The 18,513-nt window shown below is 73.6% G+C and carries 9 protein-coding genes; 3 read left to right on the top strand and 6 right to left on the bottom strand.

Features of this window, described 5'->3' with window-relative positions; translation table 11 throughout:
* Positions 1 to 66: 66 nt before the first annotated feature.
* On the bottom strand, positions 67 to 2,298 hold the full coding sequence (locus ACFXKG_RS35105) for an ATP-dependent DNA helicase UvrD2 (RefSeq protein ID WP_384847664.1): 2,232 nt from the start codon (positions 2,296 to 2,298) through the stop codon (positions 67 to 69).
* A 204-nt stretch (positions 2,299 to 2,502) separates the two neighbouring features.
* Between ACFXKG_RS35105 and ACFXKG_RS35100 the strand changes: the two genes are divergently transcribed.
* Entirely contained in the window at positions 2,503 to 2,760 is a 258-nt protein-coding gene (locus ACFXKG_RS35100; RefSeq protein WP_365812130.1) for a mycoredoxin, read from the top strand.
* A gap of 114 nt (positions 2,761 to 2,874) precedes the next feature.
* Here ACFXKG_RS35100 and nudC read toward each other — a convergent pair whose 3' ends face one another.
* The 5 genes from nudC to ACFXKG_RS35075 form a co-directional block, all read right to left on the bottom strand.
* Positions 2,875 to 3,819, bottom strand: coding sequence for an NAD(+) diphosphatase (gene nudC, locus ACFXKG_RS35095; RefSeq protein ID WP_384847660.1), 945 nt, complete (start codon positions 3,817 to 3,819; stop codon positions 2,875 to 2,877).
* Positions 3,820 to 3,920: 101 nt separating this feature from the next.
* A complete protein-coding gene (locus tag ACFXKG_RS35090; RefSeq protein ID WP_384847658.1) occupies positions 3,921 to 5,321 on the bottom strand; it encodes a dipeptidase in 1,401 nt (466 codons plus the stop codon).
* A 10-nt stretch (positions 5,322 to 5,331) separates the two neighbouring features.
* On the bottom strand, positions 5,332 to 9,240 hold the full coding sequence (locus tag ACFXKG_RS35085; protein ID WP_384847655.1) for a UvrD-helicase domain-containing protein: 3,909 nt from the start codon (positions 9,238 to 9,240) through the stop codon (positions 5,332 to 5,334).
* A 111-nt stretch (positions 9,241 to 9,351) separates the two neighbouring features.
* Entirely contained in the window at positions 9,352 to 12,771 is a 3,420-nt protein-coding gene (locus ACFXKG_RS35080) for an ATP-dependent helicase (protein ID WP_384847652.1), read from the bottom strand.
* 371 nt (positions 12,772 to 13,142) lie between these two features.
* The gene (locus ACFXKG_RS35075; protein WP_384847649.1) at positions 13,143 to 13,586 is read right to left on the bottom strand and encodes an MGMT family protein; all 444 of its coding nucleotides are present in this window, start codon (positions 13,584 to 13,586) and stop codon (positions 13,143 to 13,145) included.
* A gap of 173 nt (positions 13,587 to 13,759) precedes the next feature.
* Here ACFXKG_RS35075 and ACFXKG_RS35070 point away from each other — a divergent pair, with 173 nt between their 5' ends.
* Both ACFXKG_RS35070 and ACFXKG_RS35065 read left to right on the top strand, forming a co-directional pair.
* Positions 13,760 to 16,627: a lysylphosphatidylglycerol synthase domain-containing protein gene (locus tag ACFXKG_RS35070; RefSeq protein ID WP_384847646.1), complete on the top strand. Its 2,868-nt coding sequence runs from the start codon at positions 13,760 to 13,762 to the stop codon at positions 16,625 to 16,627.
* A gap of 129 nt (positions 16,628 to 16,756) precedes the next feature.
* Entirely contained in the window at positions 16,757 to 18,373 is a 1,617-nt protein-coding gene (locus ACFXKG_RS35065; protein ID WP_384847644.1) for an alpha/beta hydrolase, read from the top strand.
* The last annotated feature ends 140 nt before the right edge of the window (positions 18,374 to 18,513 follow it).

The following is an 18,513-nucleotide window of genomic DNA, read 5'->3' as shown; positions in this document are numbered from 1 at the left end:
TTCCGTGGTTAAGAACCTATGGGGATTCCCCGCGCGGGCGCAAACTATTTTTCCGACGAGTTTGGCTCAGTCGTCGCCGTCCTCGCCCACACCTTCCTCACCTGCGCAGATGGCCAGCACATCGGCTCCGAAGCGATCCAGTTTGCGGATCCCGACGCCCGGGATACCGGTCAGCTCTCCCGCGCTGCCGGGCACGGCCTCCGCGATCGCCATCAGCGTCTTGTCGGTGAACACGCAGTACGCGGGCTGACCGATCCGCCTGGCCTGACCGGCGCGCCAGTCCCGCAGCCGCTCGTACAGCCCCTCGTCCATGTCGGAGGGGCATTCCTCGCAGCGCATCAGCTTCATCTCGCCGGCGTCCGTGAGGGTCCTGCCGCACACCCGGCAGCGGGCCGGGCCCCGCCGCCTGCGCCGGGTGGCACCGGCCGGCGCGTCGGCGGTGGCGCCGCCGCGCTCGACGGAGCCGCCCGCCCCCGGCCCCGCGGCGCGGGCTCCGGGGGCCGTGGAGCCCGGCCGCAGCCCGTTCAGGAAGCGGGTCACCCGCCGGGAGGCCCGGCCGCCCGGAGAGCGCGAGAGGGACCAGGAGAGGGTGAGATGGAGCCGCGCACGGGTGACCCCCACATAGAGCAGCCGGCGCTCCTCCTCGATCTGCTCGTCCGTCTTGGCGTAGGTGATCGGCATCATCCCTTCGGTGAGGCCGACCAGGAACACCGCGTCCCACTCCAGGCCCTTCGCCGCGTGCAGCGAGGCGAGGGTGACGCCCTGCACCGTGGGCGCGTGCTGGGCGGCGGCGCGTTCGTCCAGTTCGGTGACGAGGTCGGCGAGGGTCGCCGATGGCTTGGCCCGTACGAAGTCCTCGGCGAGCCGGACGAGCGCGGCCAGCGACTCCCAGCGGTCGCGGACCGCGCCGGACCCGGCGGGCGGCTCGGTGGTCCAGCCCTTGGTGGAGAGCACGGCCCGCACCTGCGAGGGCAGCTCCACCACATCGTCCAGCAGCGCGTCGTTCCCTCCGAAGCGCGCGGCACCGCGCAGGGCCGCGCCCGCCTCCCGGACCTCCTGGCGCTCGAAGAACCGCTCGGCGCCCCGGAGCTGGTACGGCACGCCCGCGTCGGCGAGCGCCTGTTCGTACACCTCCGACTGCGCGTTGATGCGGTACAGCACCGCGATCTCGCCGGCCGGGACGCCCGCGGCGATCAGATCGCGGATCCGGCGGGCGGTGCCCTCGGCCTCGGCGGGTTCGTCCGCGTACTCCGTACAGACCGGCTCGGGGCCCGGGTCGCGCTGCGAGATCAGCTCCAGGCGGTGCTCGGCGGCCCGGCCGCGCGCCTGGCCCAGCAGGCCGTTGGCGAGATGGACGACCTGCGGGGTGGAGCGGTAGTCGCGGACCAGCTTGACCACGGTGGCGCCCGGGTGCCGGGTGCGGAAGTTCAGCAGATGGTCGGGGGTGGCGCCGGTGAAGGAGTAGATCGTCTGGCTGGCGTCCCCCACCACACAGAGGTCGTCCCGGTCGCCGAGCCACAGGTCGAGCAGCCGCTGCTGGAGCGGGCTCACGTCCTGGTACTCGTCCACCACGAAGTGCTGGTACTGGCGGCGGACCTGGTCCGCGATGTCGTGCCGGTCCTGGAGGACGCCCACCGTGAGGAGCAGGACGTCCTCGAAGTCGATCACCGAGCGCTCGCGCTTGAGCTGCTCGTACATCCCGTAGATCTGGCCGATCTCGGCCGCGTCGCGCGGGGCGTCGCGGTGGGACTTGGCGACGGCCGCGGGGTAGTCCGCGGGCACGGTCTGGGTGACCTTCGCCCACTCGATCTCGCCGGTGACATCGCGCAGTTCGTTACGGTCGAGCCGGACCCGGCAGCGCGCGGCGGCCTCCGCGACGAGCTGGACCTTTCGGTCGAGCAGCCGTGGCAGCGAGCCGCCGACGGCCTTGGGCCAGAAGAACTGGAGCTGGCGCAGCGCCGCCGCGTGGAACGTCCGGGCCTGCACACCGCCCGCGCCGAGCTGCCGCAGCCGCCCGCGCATCTCGCCCGCGGCGCGGTTGGTGAACGTGACGGCGAGCACACTGGCGGGCTGGAGTATCCCCGCGCGCACCCCGTACGCGATCCGGTGGGTGATCGCGCGCGTCTTGCCCGTGCCGGCCCCCGCCAGCACGCACACCGGGCCGTGCAGGGCCGTCGCGACCTCGCGCTGCTCGGGGTCGAGCCCGTCGAGCACGGCGTCGGCGTCACGCGGCGGAGCCACGATCTGGCCGCCGGCGGATTCCCGCGGGAACAGTGAGGGGTGCGTTGCTGCTGTCACCCCGCCATGCTGCCAGGTCCCCCGGTGCGGGTGCGGCGGTTGTCCACAGGGGTGCCGCACCGGTCGTACCGTCAGATCGTGCGCCCGCGATACCGGCCTCGGGAATGGTCGCCGGATCGGTTACGTTCAGCATTCTGCGGGCGCCGTACCGGTACGACGGACGGCGCTTCCAGCGGGACAGGCGAGACAGAGGAGTGCGAGACCATGCCGGGCACTGTGACGATGTACAGCACCACGTGGTGCGGATACTGCCGTCGGCTCAAGGGCCAGATGGACCGCGAGGGCATCGCGTACACGGAGATCAACATCGAGCACGACCCGGAGTCGGCGGCCTTCGTCGAGAAGGCGAACGGCGGCAACCAGACCGTGCCGACGGTGCAGGTGGTTCCCGTCGGCGGGGGCGCCGAGGTCGTGATGACCAACCCGAGCCTCGCCCAGGTCAAGCAGGCCCTCAGCGCCTGATCCTCGCACCGCACGGCCCCCGGTCGCCTCGTGGACGGCGGCCGGGGGTCTCTGCTGTGCGGGATGCCCTGGGGCGGTGGGGCGGGTGCCTCGGGGTCCGCCGTGCCGACGGGGTCAGTTCAGCGGCTTCGGCAGCGGCTTGCCGTACCACAGTTCCACCAGGCGCGCGGCGATGGAGATGCCGAGCGGGGGCAGGATCTCGCCCGTCTCGATCGCGGTGCGCAGGTCCTCGCGGGAGAACCAGCGCGCCTCCTCGATCTCCTCGCCGTCCACGGTGATCTCCGACGAGGTGGCGCGGGCCATGAAGCCCAGCATCAGGCTGGACGGGAAGGGCCACGGCTGGCTGGCGATGTACTCGACCTCGCCGACCGTGACGCCCGCCTCCTCGAAGACCTCGCGGGCCACCGACTGCTCGATCGACTCGCCGGGCTCGACGAAGCCGGCGAGCGTGGAGAACCGGCCCTCGGGCCAGTGGACCTGGCGGCCCAGCAGCGCGCGGTCCTCCTCGTCCGTCACCAGCATGATCACCGCGGGGTCGGTACGCGGGTAGTGCTCGGCCCCGCACGCAGGGCAGCGGCGGATGTGACCGGCCGCCGCGATGACCGTGCGCTCGCCGCAGCGGGAGCAGAAGCGGTGCAGCCGCTGCCAGTTCTCCAGCGCCACGGCGTGCACCATGAGACCCGCGTCACGCGCGGAGAGCAGAACACCCGCCTCACGCAGCCCCGCGGCGCGCGCGGACTGGTCCATCCGCCCGGGGAGCGAGTCCTTCTGGAGCGCGAAGTACCGTACGCCGTCCCCGTCCGTGCCGAGGAAGTAGCGGTGCGTCTCGGTGAGGGGAGCCTCGAAGGACGGGGTCATGACCAGTTCGGTCCGCCCGTCAGGGGTGTCGTCGATCAGCACCTGGCCGCCGGACACCACGAAGACCCTGGTCGTCGGGTGGCTCCAGGCCGCCGCAAGCCATGCCTCGTCGAGACGGTGGTGCGCCGCGCGGTCGATGCCGCTGTGCGCGGTCAGGCCGATGGGCTGGTGTGCGGTGGCGTCACTGCTGATGGTGCTCACAGGTTCTTTCTACTCCCCCGGGGCGGTGTGGGTGTCTGGTCAGCGGAGTGGTCGGTGGAGTCGTCGGTGGTGAGGCGGGCGGTGGAAAGGCGGGCGTGGGGTCAGCGCGGGGTGGGGGTGGCCGCGAGGTCGCCCCACAGGTAGGCGGTGGTCTCCACACCCTTCAGGAGCAGGTCGATCTCGACCTTCTCGTTGGGCGCGTGCCAGCCGTCGGACGGCACGGAGATACCCAAAAACAGTACGGGTGCGCCCAGCACGTCCTGGAGATCGGCGGCCGGTCCCGAGCCGCCCTCGCGGGTGAAGCGGATCTTCTGTCCGAAGGCACGGGTCATGGCCCGGACCACCGACCGGAGCGCGGGGTGGTCCAGCGGGGTCAGACAGGGCCGGGTGGCCGCACCGAAGCTGATCTTGTGCCGGATCCCGGCCGGGATCCTCGCCTCGGCCCAGGCCCGCACGGCCCGCTCCACCTGGTCGGGGTCCTGCCCGGCGACCAGCCGGAACGAGAGCTTCAGGTGGGCGGAGGACGGGATGATCGTCTTGCCGCCGGGGCCTTGGTAGCCGCCGCCGATGCCGTTGACCTCGGCGGTGGGGCGGGCCCAGACGCGCTCCAGGGTGGAGTGGCCGGCCTCGCCGAGGGTGCCGTGTGACGCGGCCGTACGGAGCCACTCCGCCTCGTCGAAGGGCAGCTCGGCGATGAGGGCACGCTCGGCGTCGGTGAGGTCGGCGACGCCGTCGTAGAAACCGGGGACCGTGACGCGTTCGTCCTCGTCGTGCAGCGCCCCGACGAGGCGGGCCGCGATGGTGGCCGGATTGGGGACCGCCCCGCCGAAGGAGCCGGAGTGGATGTCCTGGTCGGGGCCGTACAGCTCGATCTCGCAGTCGGCGAGACCCCGCATGCCGGTGCAGACGGTCGGGGTGTCCTCGGACCACATGCCGGTGTCCGAGACGATCACCACATCGGCGGCGAGACGCGCGGCACGCTGCTCGGCGAGGGCACGGAAGTGCGGGGAGCCCGACTCCTCCTCGCCCTCGACGAGGAGTTTCAGGTGGACCGCCGGGGTGGTGCGCCCGGTGGCGGCGAGATGGGCGCGCACGCCGAGCGTGTGGAAGAACACCTGGCCCTTGTCGTCGGCGGCGCCCCGCCCGTACATCCTGCCGTCCCGTACGACCGGCTCGAAGGGGTCGGTGTCCCAGCCGTCCTCGACGGCGGCGGGCTGCACGTCGTGGTGGCCGTAGACGAGCACGGTGGGGGCGTCCGGGTCCTCGGAGGGCCACTCGGCGAAGACGGCGGGGGCGCCCGGGGTGTCCCAGATCTCGGTGACCGGGAAGCCCGTCTCCTTGAGCTTGGCGGCAAGCCAGTCGGCACTGCGCCGCACGTCAGCGTCGTGTTCGGGGTCGGCGGATACGGAAGGGATGCGCAGCCAGTCGGCGAGGTCGTCGAGGAAGGCCGTGCGGTGGGTCTGGATATACGTACGGACGACGCTGTCCGGCATGTCGCTCATGACGTCGAGCCTAACGGGCCCGGCGGGCTGTCTCGTCTGCCTGTCGCGCAGATCGCTCGTCCGTGGGTGCGCCGGGACCGCCGTGGCCGCCCCCGGTGTCGTAAGGAGCCTCGGCGGTGAGGATCCGTTCCAGCTCCGCGCGGCCCGGGAGCCGGCCGGGGCGGACGACCTCGCCGGTCCGTACGTAGAGGAACGCCGCCGACACGGCCTCGGGCGGGAGCCCGTGCTGCTCGGCCCAGGCGAGGCGGTAGACGGCGAGCTGGAGGGGGTCGCCGCCGGTGCGGCCGGTCTTCCAGTCGACGATCTCGTACGTGTACGGCGCCGCGTCCGCGCCGGGTGCGGAATCGTCGGTGCCCTGCGCGGACGCGTCGGTGGACGCGGGGTGACGGTAGACGGCGTCGATACGGCCGCGGATCATCCGGCCCGCGAGGGTGAGATGGAACGGCGCCTCCACGCGGTACGGCGTGCGCCGGGCGTACGGGGTGCGCTCGAACGCCTCCTTGAGGGCGGCGAGGTCGCGTTCGTCGGCGATCTCGGGTTCGTCCTCGGCGCCGCCGGGCAGCTCGTCGGGTCCGAGCATCGGGAGCGGCAGCTCCTCGAACCGCGACTCCACCCAGGCATGGAACCGGGTGCCCCGGCGCGCGGCGGGCTGCGGGGGCCGGGGCATGGGGCGCGCCAGTTCGTGGGCGAAGGCGTCGGGGTCGGCGGCGAGGCGCAGCAGCTGGGAGGCGGAGAGGGACGGCGGTACGGGGACATCGCGGACGGTGGCGCGGGTCCGCGCGAGTTCGCCCGCGAGGGCGTCGAGGTCGCGGTCCCAGGAGGCGAGGGTGCGGGCCTCTTCGGGGGTCGGCCCCTCCCCCGCCCCGCCCCGCCCGGGAACCGGTGACCGGGGGGCCGGGAGGAAGGGCTGGGGCGCGGTCTCCCGGGGGTCGGGGTGGTCCTCCCCGGGGGCGTCCTCCGGATAGTCCTCCCAGGGGTCCGGGGAGTCCCAGGGGTCCGGGGAGTCCCAGGGGTCCGGGGGGTCCCAGGGGTCCTCGTCGGACACGGCCGGTGGAACAACGGACCGGCCCGGGGCGTCCGGGGCGCCCAGATCGCCCGCGTCGCCGGTGGGGTCGGAGTGGTCGCCGGGATCAGCAGGGTCGGTGGGATCAGCAGGGTCGGTGAGGTCGGAGTCGAAGAGGCCGTTCCAGAATTCCGGGTCGTCAGGGTCGGCCAGGTCGTCAGGGTCGGCCGGGTCGTCAGGATCGGCCGGGTCGTTAGGGCCGGCCAGCTCGTCCGCGCTCTCCCGGGCGTCCGAGGTGCCCGGGGCTCCCAGCTCCCGCGGGGCGTTCGCCGCCCCGGACTCCTGGCCACGGAGTTCCTCCAGGTGGGCCAGGACCGTGTCCGCGGCCTCCCTGCGGCGGGCCAGGGACTCCGCGTCCAAAGGCAGCGGCCAGGGGTGCGGGGTGGTCCCGGCCGCCAGGGACGGGTTCTCCTCGGACTCCTCCGGCTCGTCCGCCCACACCTCGATCTCGCCGTGCCCCGCCGCGCAGTGCTCGTACAACGCGTACAGGAAGTCCGACGGCCCCCTCGTCCGCTTCTGGGTGGGGCCCCACCAGTGGCCCGAGCCGAGCAGCAGGGAGCGCGGGCGGGTGAAGGTGACGTAGCCGAGGCGGAGTTCCTCGGTGTGCTGGTGCGCCTTCAGCTCCTCCTTGAAGGACTTGAGCCCCTTCGCGTCCCAGGACGCGACCTCGGGGAGGGTCGGCGCGTCCCCGCGCAGCGCGTGCGGAAGGACCTTCGGCTGGGCGGTCCAGGCTTCGCGGGCCTTGGTGCTCGGGAAGTGTCCGGTGACCAGTCCGGGGACCGCGACGACGTCCCACTCCAGGCCCTTGGACTTGTGGGCGGTGAGCACCTTGACCGTGTTCTCGCCGCCCGGCAGCGCGTGGTCCAGGCCCTTCTCGTACTGCGCGGCGGTACGGAGGAACGCCAGGAAGGCGAGCAGCCCGGCCTCCCCGTCGAGCGCGGCGAAGGAGGCCGCGATGTCGAGGAAGTTGCTCAGGGTCTCCCGGCGGCGGGCGGCCAGGGCGTGCGGGGACGCGGAGAGTTCGACTTCGAGGCCGGTCGTGGCGAGGACGCGGTGCAGCACGTCCATCAGCGGGTCGGCCAGGGAGCGGCGCAGCTCACGCAGCTCGGTGGCGAGGCGGGCGAAGCGGACCCGGGCGGCGGCGGAGAAGGGCAGGTGGTCCGCCGGGGCCCCGGCCGGCTCCAGGAAGGTGTCGAGGGCGTCCGCGAGGGAGATCACCTCGGCGGGGTCGGTGCCCTCGACGGCCGCGGCCAGCCGCGTCTCGGTGTCGTCCGGTGCGCCCTCCGCCGGGCCGCGGTGGACGAGCAGCCGGGCGCGGCGGCCGAGCAGCGCCAGGTCGCGCGGGCCGATGCGCCAGCGGGGGCCGGTGAGGAGGCGTACGAGGGAGGCGTTGGCACCGGGGTCCTGGAGGACCTCGCACATGGCGACGAGATCGGCCACCTCGGGGAGGTGCAGGAGCCCCGACAGGCCGACGACCTCGACGGGGATGTCACGGGCCACCAGCGCGCCCTGGATCTCCGGGAAGTCCCCCGCCGTGCGGCAGAGCACGGCGATCTCGCCGGGATCCTTGCCGGTGCGGACGAGGTGGGCGAGGGAGTCGGCGAGCCAGTCGATCTCCTCGGCGTGCGTCGGGAGCAGGGCGCAGCGTACGGAACCGTCGCGCTCGGCGCCGGGGGCGGGGCGCAGCGCCTCGACGCCTTCGTGCATGGCGCGCAGCGGTTCCGCGAGGCCGTTGGCGAGGTCGAGGAGCCGGCCGCCGCTGCGGCGGTTCTCGCTGAGGGAGAAGCGGGCGGCGGGGGCGCCGTCGGCGGCCGGGAAGTGGGCCGGGAAGTCGTCGAGGTTGGCCACGGAGGCGCCGCGCCAGCCATAGATCGCCTGGCAGGGGTCGCCGACGGCGGTGACGGCGTGTCCGGTGCCGCCGCCGAAGAGTCCGGAGAGCAGGAGCCGCTGGGCGACGGACGTGTCCTGGTACTCGTCGAGGAGGACGACCCGGAACTCGTCCCTCAGCAGGGCGCCGACCTCGGGGCGGGTGGTGGCGAGTTCGGCGGAGAGGGCGATCTGGTCGCCGAAGTCGAGGAGGTCGCGGGCGCGTTTGGCGGCGCGGTAGCGGCCGACGAGGTCGAGCAGCTCACGGCGGGCGACGGCCGTCTCGGGGACCTTGCGCAGGTCGGCGTTGGAGAGCCGCGCGCCGTCGAGGGTGCGCAGGAGGTCGGTGTCGTACGAGCCGAGCCGGCCGGGGGTGACGAGGTGTTCGGCCAGTTCGGCGTCGAGGGCGAGCAGATCGCTGACCAGGGCCGGGAGCGTCTTGGTCAGGGCCGGGTACGGTCCCGGCGCCTCCCGCAGGACGCGGGCGGCGAGCTGGAAGCGGGTGGCGTCGGCGAGGAGCCGGGCGGTGGGCTCAAGTCCTATCCGCAGCCCGTGGTCGGTGAGCAGCCGGCCGGCGAAGGCGTGGTACGTGGAGATACGCGGCTCGCCCGGCGGATCGGAGGGGTCGGCGCTCGTCGCCGCCGTCGAGGGTTGGCGGCCGGGTGATGGGTGGGAGCCGCCACCGGGGACCGCGGGGAGGGCGTCGGGATCGGTGACCCCGGCCCGCACCAGCGCCTTGCGGACGCGCTCGGCGAGCTCGCCGGCGGCCTTGTTGGTGAACGTGAGCCCGAGGACCTGCTCGGGCGCGACCTGTCCGCTGCCGACAAGCCACACCACCCGGGCGGCCATCACCGTCGTCTTCCCCGACCCGGCCCCGGCCACGATGACCTGCGGGGCGGGCGGCGCGGTGACGCACGCCATCTGCTCCGGGGTGAAGGGGATGCCCAGCAGCTCCTTGAGCTGCTCGGGATCGGTGAGATGCACGGACACCTCAGGAAGGCTAACCGGCCCCACCGACATCACGGGCGGGGGCCGTTCCGGGGCTGTCGGATCAGGCCGCCCGGACCACCACCCATACCGGTCACCCGTCGATCCGGTGTCTCATTCCACGACCTGGCGGCCCTCCGGCTGCGCGCTGCACGAGGCGCGGAAGGCGCAGTGGCCGCAGTGCTGGCCCGTGGTGGGGGTGAAGCGTTCGTCGAGTACGCGGCCGGCCGCCGTGGTGAGCAGTTCGCCGACCCACTCCCCCGTGAGCGGTTCCTGTGCCTGGATCCTGGGGAGCGCGTCGCCGCCTTCCTTCTTCGGCGCGGGCTGGCGGAGCTGGACGAGTTCGGCGCCGCCCGGTTCGGGGCGGCGGCCGTCGAAGACCTCGTCCAGGGCGCCCTCGCGGACCGCGAGCTGGTAGACGGCGAGCTGGGGGTGGTGGGCCACCTCGTCCTTGGAGGGGGCCTGTTTGCCGGTCTTGAAGTCGACGACGTAGGCCCGCCCCTGTGCGTCCTGTTCGACGCGGTCCATGGAGCCCCGGATCCGTACCTCGTAGGCCCCCGCCTCCAGTGTCACGTCGAAGCCGTGCTCGGTGGCGGCGGGGGTGCGGCCGCCGCGGTCCGTGACGTGCCAGCGCAGAAAGCGTTCGAGCGCCGCCCGCGCCTGCTCCTTCTCCTGCTGGGACTTCCATGGGGCGTCGAAGGCGAGGGCGTCCCATACGGAGTCCAGCCGCTCCATGAGAACGGCGAGATCGGCGGGGGTACGGCCGGAGGCCACCTCGTCGGCCAGCACGTGGACGACGTTGCCGAACCCCTGGGCAGCGGTGGCGGGCGCGTCCGCCTTCACCTCGCGGCCCAGGAACCACTGGAGGGCACAGGTGTTCGCCAGTTGGTCCAGGGCGCTCCCGGAGAGCGCTACGGGCTGGTCCCGGTCGCGCAGCGGGACCGCGCTGCGGGTCGGCTCGTACAGGCCCCACCAGCGGTGCGGATGGGCGGCCGGGACGAGCGCCTGGCCCTCCTCGTCGCTGAGGGCCGCGAGCCGGGCGAGGCGGCGTGCCGCGGCGTCGCGCAGGCCCGGGGAGGCGGCCGGGTCGACGGTGGTCGCGCGCAGTTCGGCGACGAGCGCGGCGACGGCGAGCGGGCGGCGCGGGCGGCCGGTGACGTCCCTGGGCTCGACGCCCAGCTCGGTGAGGAAGCGGGAGGGCTGGTCGCCGTCGTCGGCGGGGGCCTTGACCGCGGTGACGACGAGCCGGTCGCGCGCCCGGGTGGCCGCCACGTAGAACAGGCGGCGCTCCTCCGTCAGCAGGGCCCCCGGAGTGAGCGGTTCCGCGAGCCCGTCGCGGCCGATCCGGTCGGCTTCCAGGAGCGAGCCCCGGCGCCGCAGATCGGGCCAGAGGCCCTCCTGTACGCCCGCGACGACCACCAGGCCCCATTCGAGCCCCTTGGCGCGGTGCGCCGTCATCAGCCGCACGGCGTCGGGGCGTACGGCGCGGCGGCTGAGCGTGTCGGCGGCGATGTCCTGGGCGTCCAGTTCCTCCAGGAAGTTGAGCGCGCCCCGGCCGCCGGTGCGTTCCTCGGCGCGGGCCGCGGCGTCGAACAGGGCGCACACGGCGTCGAGATCGCGGTCGGCGTTGCGGCCGCCGGCGCCGCCGCGCAGGGCGGAGCGTTCGAGCCGCGTGGGCCAGGGCGTGCCGTCCCACAGCTCCCAGAGCGCCTCCTCCGCGGTGCCGCCGCCGGCCAGCAGCTCGCGCGCCTTGCGCAGCAGCGCGCCGAGCCGCTGCGCGCCCCGGGCGTACGCGGGGTCGTGCGCCACCAGTCGCTCGGGCTCGGCGAGCGCGCGGGCGAGCAGCACGTCGGAGGCGGCCGGGATCCGGGTCCCGCCGGCCCGTTCCTCGTCCCGCAGGGCCCGGCCGAGGCGGCGCAGATCGGCGGCGTCCATGCCGCCGAGGGGCGAGGCGAGGAGGGTGAGCGCGGTCTCCACGTCGAGCCAGGTGGCGGGCACGGGCTCAGCGATGGGGGTGGGGGTGGGTTCCGGCTCGGGGACGGGCGCTGGGGCGGGCACAGGCGCGGGCGCCGGCTCGGGGGAGGGCGCGGGCTCAGGGGCGGGCTCCGCTACGGGGGCGGGGGGCTCCTCCGGCGGGGCGATCGACGCCGTCGCCACCGCCCGCAGCGCCGTCAGCAGGGGGGCGACGGCCGGTTCGTGGCGCAGTGGTACGTCGTCGCCGTCGACCTCTAGGGGGACGCCCGCCGAGGTCAGGGCGCGGCGGATCGAGGGGATCGTGCGGCCTCCCGCACGGACCAGGACCGCCATGTCCTGCCAGGGCACGCCGTCCTCCAAATGCGCGCGGCGCAGGATGTCGGCGATGTTGTCCAGCTCCGTGGACGGGGTCGGGAAGGTGTACGTCTCGATCCGCCCGCCCTCCCGTACCGCCGCCAGCTCACGGTGGGCCCGTACCTTCTCCGCCGGCAGCCGGTTCAGCGGCATACGGCGCGTCAGCAGCCGGGTGGCCGCCAGCAGGCCGGCGCCCGAGCGGCGGGAGGTGGTCAGGACCTCGACCGGCGCCGGGGTGCCGTCCGTACGGGGGAAGGCGTGCGGAAAGTCGAGGATGCCGTTCACGTCGGCGCCGCGGAAGGCGTAGATCGACTGGTCCGGGTCGCCGAAGGAGACCAGCGTGCGCCCCCCGCCGGCCAGTGCGTCCAGCAGCCGTACCTGCGCCGGGTCGGTGTCCTGGTACTCGTCGACGAACACCGCGTCGTACCGGGCCCGCAGCTTCTCCGCGACCTCCGGGCGCCGGGCGAGCAGGTCCGCGCGGTGCACCAGTTCCGCGTAGTCGAGCACCCCCTGCATGTCCAGGACGTCCAGGTATTCGGCGAGGAAGGACGCGGCGGCCGACCAGTCGGGGCGGCCCGTACGGCGCGCGAAGGCGGCCAGCGAGCGGGGGCCGAGGCCCAGTTCGCGGCTGCGCGCGAGCACCGCGCGGACCTCGTCGGCGAAGCCCCGCGTGGTCAGGCAGGCGCGCAGTTCGTCGGGCCAGCGGACGCGCCCCCGGCCGTCGCGGGCCAGCTCGATCTCGCCGGCGAGGAGGTCCCGTACGGCGACGTCCTGTTCGGGCCCGGAGAGCAGCCGCAGCGGCTCCGTGAAGAGTTCGGCCTCCTGATGCGCGCGGATCAGGGCGTAGCTGAACGAGTGGAAGGTGGTCGCCTGCGGACCCCGGGTGCCGCCGAGCCGTACCGCCGTACGGTCCCGCAGCTCCACCGCCGCCTTGCGGCTGAAGGTGAGCACCAGGATCCGTTCGGGGGCGGTGCCCCGGGCGACGCGCTCGGCCACCGACTCCACCAGCGTCGTCGTCTTGCCGGTGCCGGGGCCCGCCAGCACCAGGAGTGGCCCTGTCCGGTGGTCAACCACGGCGCGCTGCGCTGCGTCCAGCACAGGAGGGGTCACCGGCACGGGCGGCGTACGCAGCAGCCGGTACCCGCCGGGGGGCCGCTGCCGTACCCGGCGGTGCGGGGTACGTCCGGTGGAAAAGGAGGAGCTCACGTGGTTCGCCGGTCCTGGAGGAGGTGCTGGTGGTGACGGGGCTGGCCTGGATACGCGGAACGCGGAGGACGCCGAGAACGCGTGGAGCGTACGGAACGCCTGTGACACCGCGGGCGCGTCCCGTCGACGCTACGCCGTCGGACGTCCCGGACGCGCACGCTCCGGTGTGGCTTCCGTCGCGCGCTCCGGTGCCGCTTCCGTCGCGGGCGCCGCTTCTGCCGCTTCCGCCCTTTCCGACGCTTCCGCCCCTTCCGCCCCTTCCGCCCCGTGGCACGGCGCTCTTCCGTGGGCCGTGGTGCCGGTGGAGTCATCCGTACGGCGGGCGGGCCGGACGCCGGATCGCCCGCCGCGCGGCCCGATGGCGGAAGCTGTCATCTGTGAGTCACATCGCCCGTGTCCGTGCCCGGCCCCGCGCCGCCCTCGCCGTCCCAGCGCGCCCGCCGCATGTCCAGGCGCGGCACATGGCCCTCGGCGCTCCGCGCTGCCTCGCGCAGCGGGGTGCCCTCCTCGCGGTAGTGGGCCAGGGCGCGCAGTTCGTGCCCGGGCAGCAGGACGCCGTCGGACCGGACCACGCGCCACCAGGGCACCGCGGAGCCGTAGAGCGCCATCGCCCGGCCCACCTGGCGCGGCCCGCCGTCGCCGAGCCACTCCGCGACATCGCCGTACGTCATCACCCGGCCGGGTGGGATCAGCTCGGCCACGTCCAGCACCCGCTCCACGTACTCCGGCAGCCCCGGGGGGCCGGACGGTCCGGGCAGGTCAGGCGGCCCGGACCCGTCGGGCGCCGTGGGGTCCTCGGGTTGCTCGCTCCTCATCCGGACCATCCTGCCGCACGCCACCGACATCGGCGGCACCCCGGACCCACGCGCCGGATGCCCCCGCAATACACCCTGATGCCCCCCTCTGTCGGATGCTCGTGCCACCATCATCCGGGCGGTGACTGGTGATACGAGATCAAGAAGACACGGATTCGGCAGAGGAGGGGGCCGTGCGGCATCCCCCGGCGGCACACACCTCCGGCGCTGAGCCGCGCCCGGAGGCCGGTGGGCCCTCGTCCTCCGGCCCGGACGCCGAATCGGACACCGGTCGGCACAACGGCCCGGAGAGCGGTCAGCACACCGGAGGATCGGACACCGGTCGGGACACCGGCCCGGACACCGGTCGGAACGACGGCCCGGACACCGGTCGGGACACCGGCCCGGACACCGCCCCCGACACCGGCCGCGACGGCAACGACGACACCGATGGCGACGGCGGCGCCACCCGGGCCGACCGCGTCTCCGGTGACGAACCGCTGCTCGCCGCCCGCGTCCACCGCCCCTCCGACCTGCTGCGGCTGCTCATCGGCGTGCTGGCCATCGCCCTCGTCCTCGGCCTCTCCGCCTTCGCCCACGGCACCACCTCCGGCCTGGAACAGGACATCAGCAAGGGCACCGGCCAGGCCCCCGACCTGATCGTCAAGCTGGCCGGGCTGGTCTCCAGCATCGCCGTGCTGCTCGTCCCGGTCGCCTTCGCGATCGAGCGGCTGATCAAACGGGACGGGCTGCGCATCGCGGACGGTGTCCTCGCCGCCGTACTGGCGCACGGCGTCACTCTCGCCACCGATCTCTGGGTCGCCAGGGCCGCGCCCGAGTCGATCACGGACGCCCTGACGCGGCCCCAGCTCGGCGCCGGTTCCACCGACCCCGTCCACGGCTACCTCGCCCCCGTCATCGCCTACATGACCGCCGTGGGGATGGCCCGAAGACCACGCTGGCGGGTGGTCCTGTGGGTGGTGCTGCTGCTGGACGCCTTCGCGATGCTGGTCGCCGGGTACACCACACCGTTCTCGATCATGCTGACCGTGCTGATCGGCTGGACCGTCGCGTACGGCACGCTCTACGCGGTCGGTTCGCCCAACGTACGGCCGACCGGGCAGACCCTGATGGCGGGTCTGCGCCATGTCGGCTTCCGCCCCGTCAACGCGATGCGCGCCGAGGACGTCGCCGACGCGACCGAACAGGGCGACCGGGGGCGGCGCTATCTGGTCACCCTGGAGGACGGCCCGCCCCTCGACGTCACCGTCGTCGACCGCGAGCAGCAGGCGCAGGGCTTCTTCTACCGGGTCTGGCGCCAGCTCACGCTGCGCTCCATCACCACCCGCAGATCCATCCCCTCCCTGCGCCAGGCCCTCGAACAGGAGGCGCTGCTCGCGTACGCGGCCATCGCCGCCGGGGCCAACGCGCCCAAGCTGATCGCCACCTCCGAGCTGGGCCCGGACGCCGTCATGCTCGTCTACGAGCACCTGGGCGGCCGGTCGCTGGACTCGCTGCCGGACGAGGAGATCACCGACGAGCTGGTACGGGAGGCCTGGCGGCAGGTCAAGGCGCTCCAGTCGCGGCGTATCGCACACCGCAGGCTCACCGGCGACGCCCTGCTGGTGGATCGTTCCGGCAAGGTGATCCTGACGGAGCTGCGCGGCGGCGAGATCGCGGCGGGCGATCTGGTGCTGCGGATGGACACCGCGCAGATGCTCACCACCATGGGGCTGCGGGTGGGCGCGGAGCGCTCCGTCGCCGCGGCGGTCGAGGTGCTGGGACCGGACGCGATCGCCGACTGTCTGCCGCTGCTCCAGCCGATCGCGCTGAGCCGTTCCTCCCGCGCGACGCTGCGCAGGCTCGCCCGTGAGCGCTCGCAGCGCGAACGCGAGGCGGTCCTCGCGGCCTCGGAGAGGACCAAGCGCGCCAAGGCGGCGGAGGTGGCCGCCCTCGACCGGGGCGGCGACCGCAAGGCCGTACGGAAGTCCCTGCGCGCCGAGAAACAGGCCGAGAAGCGGGCCATAGACGACGCGCTGGACGAGGCCCGCGAGGAGGATCTGCTCTCCCAGATGCGGCAGCAGGTGCTGCTGATCAGGCCGCAGGCGCCGGTCGAACCGGTCCAGCTGGAGCGGATCAAACCGCGGACGCTCCTCAGCTTCATCGCCGGGGCCGTCGCCGGATACTTCCTGCTGACGCAGCTCACCCAGGTGGACTTCGCCACCGTCGTCAGCGACGCGCACTGGGGTTGGGTGCTCGCGGCGCTGGTGTTCTCGGCGCTGAGCTATGTGGCGGCGGCGATGAGCCTGCTCGGCTTCGTACCGGAGCGGGTGCCGTTCGGGCGGACGGTCATGGCGCAGGTCGCCGGGTCCTTCGTCAAGGTCGTCGCCCCGGCGGCGGTCGGCGGGGTCGCCCTGAACACCCGCTTCCTCCAGCGCGCGGGGGTACGGCCGGGGCTCGCGGTGGCGAGCGTCGGCGCGTCCCAGCTCTTCGGGCTCGGCGCGCACATCTTGCTGCTGCTCTCCTTCGGTTATCTGACCGGCACGGAGAAGACCGCGTCGCTCACCCCGTCCAGGACGGTGATCGCGGGGCTGCTGACCGTCGCCGTGCTGGTCCTGGTCGTGACCGCGATCCCGTTCCTGCGGAAGTTCGTGGCCACGCGGCTGCGCTCGCTGTTCGCCGGGGTGGTGCCGCGCATGCTGGACGTGCTCCAGCGGCCGCTGAAGCTGCTCACCGGCATCGGCGGGATGCTGCTGCTGACGGGCGTGTTCGTGATGTGCCTGGACGCCTCGATCCGGGCGTTCGACAACGGCAACCAGCAGCTCAGCTACGCGAGCATCGCGGTGGTCTTCCTGGCGGGCAACGCGCTGGGCTCGGCGGCGCCCACCCCGGGCGGGGTCGGCGCGGTCGAGGGCGCGCTGACGCTGGGTCTGATCGCGGTCGGCCTGCCCAAGGAGGTGGCGGCGCCCGCGGTGCTGCTCTACCGGCTGCTGACGCTCTGGCTGCCCGTGCTGCCCGGGTGGCTGAGCTTCAGCCACCTCACGCGCAAGGGCGCCCTGTAGGAACAGCACCCCACGGCGGCCGGCCGTCCGTACCGGGAGCGGCCCCGTGGAGTCCGTCACGGCGGACGCCGCCACTCGCATGGACCGCGGCCCCGCGCGGCGCGGGCCGACCCGGCGCACGATGGGTCCATGCCCCTCTCCCCCGAACGGCGGTCCGCGGCCCTCGCCGCCGTCACCGCCGTCGCCCTGCTGGCCGCCTCCGGATGCTCCGGCACCCCGGGCTCCGACCGGGCGGACGCCTCGGACGCCGCCCTCGGGAATCCGGCCGGCGGGAACGCCCGGGCCACGAGCATCCCCGGCGACCTGACCACCCAGCATCTGCGGTGGAAGACGTGCCGGGCCCCGTCGGCCTCCGAGGGCGGCGGTACGGCACCCTCGCCGCTGCCCGGCGGCACGCGGTGGCAGTGCGCCACGATGAAGGCGCCGCTCGACTACGCGAAACCGGGCGGCGCCACGATCGACCTCGCCCTCATCCGGGCCAAGGCGCGGGACACCAAGCACCGGATCGGTTCGCTCATCTTCAACTTCGGCGGCCCCGGCGGCTCCGGCATCACCGGGCTGCCGGCCTTCGCCAAGGACTACGAGAAGCTGCGCTCCCGCTACGACCTGGTGAGCTTCGACCCGCGCGGGGTCGGCCTCAGCGACGGCGTCCGGTGCGAGAACGCCAAGCAGCTCGACGCGTACTTCGCCCAGGACGCCACGCCCACCACGCCCGCCCAGGAGAAGGCCTTCACGAAGGGGCTCGCCGACTTCGCGGCGGCCTGCGAGAAGAACTCCGGCAAGATCCTCCCGTACGTCGGTACGACCAACGCCGCGCGTGACATGGAGCTGATGCGGCAGGTCCTCGGGGACAAGAAGCTGTACTACTTCGGGATCTCGTACGGTACCGAGCTGGGCGGCGTCTACGCCCACCTGTACCCGAAGTCCGTCGGCCGGGCGGTCTTCGACGCCGTCGTCGACCCGACGCAGAACTCCGAGCAGGGCTCGCTCGGCCAGGCGAAGGGGTTCCAGCTCGCCCTCGACAACTTCGAGAAGGACTGCCTGGCGCGCGGCGCCGCCTGCCGGCTGCCCGGCTCGACGCCGAAGGAGATCCAGTCGTTCATCATCGATCTGCTCAACCGGATCGAGAAGCATCCCATCCAGGGGATCGGTGCCCGGAAGCTGACCGGGACGCAGGCCACCAACGGCGTGGCGCAGGCGCTCTACTCGAAGGACTTCTGGCCCTATCTGGAGCAGGGCCTCGACGAGGCGGACGGCGGTAACGGCGCGCTGCTGCTCGCGCTCTCCGACTCGCTGAACGGGCGCGACCAGAACGGTCAGTACAGCAATCTCCAGGCCGCCAATGTGGCCGTCAACTGCGCGGACTCCAAGGAGCGCTACACCCTGGCGCAGACCAAGGAGAGGCTGCCGGCGTTCCGCAAGGCGTCGCCCGTCTTCGGGGACTACCTGGGCTGGGGGCTGATGAGCTGCTCCCGGTGGCCCGTGAAGGGGCAGTGGCGTACCCCGGACGTGAGCGCGCCCGGCTCGGCGCCGATCCTGATCGTCGGCAACACCGGTGACCCGGCGACGCCGTACGCGGGCGCGAAGGCGATGGCGACGGCGCTGGGCAAGGGCGTCGGGGTCGAGCTGACGTACCACGGGCAGGGGCACGGCTCGTACGACAGCGGCGACCGGTGCGTGCAGAACGCGGTGAACGGCTATCTGCTGGACGGGAAGGTGCCGGCGGCGGGCACGGTCTGCAAGTAGGCGGAGACCTTGAAGAACTCGCAGAACTCGGAGCACTCGGAGAACGGAGAGGGGCGGGGCCCCGCCGGAGACCCCGGGCCGCCCCCCACCACCGAAGCGCGCCAGAGCAAACCCAGCGCACAAAACACACACAGGCACCC

Origin of the sequence: Streptomyces sp. NPDC059255 (assembly GCF_042752355.1) — a bacterium.
Lineage (GTDB): Bacteria > Actinomycetota > Actinomycetes > Streptomycetales > Streptomycetaceae > Streptomyces.
Note: the sequence above shows the minus strand (reverse complement) of the source record. Positions and strands in the feature narration are given on the sequence as shown.

What these genes read in the sequence shown, in the direction of transcription:
- ACFXKG_RS35100 (WP_365812130.1), top strand. Translation starts at nt 2,503, where the DNA reads ATGCCGGGCACTGTGACGATGTACAGCACCACGTGGTGCGGATACTGC.
- ACFXKG_RS35090 (WP_384847658.1), bottom strand. Translation starts at nt 5,321, where the DNA reads ATGAGCGACATGCCGGACAGCGTCGTCCGTACGTATATCCAGACCCAC.
- ACFXKG_RS35075 (WP_384847649.1), bottom strand. Translation starts at nt 13,586, where the DNA reads ATGAGGAGCGAGCAACCCGAGGACCCCACGGCGCCCGACGGGTCCGGG.
- ACFXKG_RS35065 (WP_384847644.1), top strand. Translation starts at nt 16,757, where the DNA reads ATGCCCCTCTCCCCCGAACGGCGGTCCGCGGCCCTCGCCGCCGTCACC.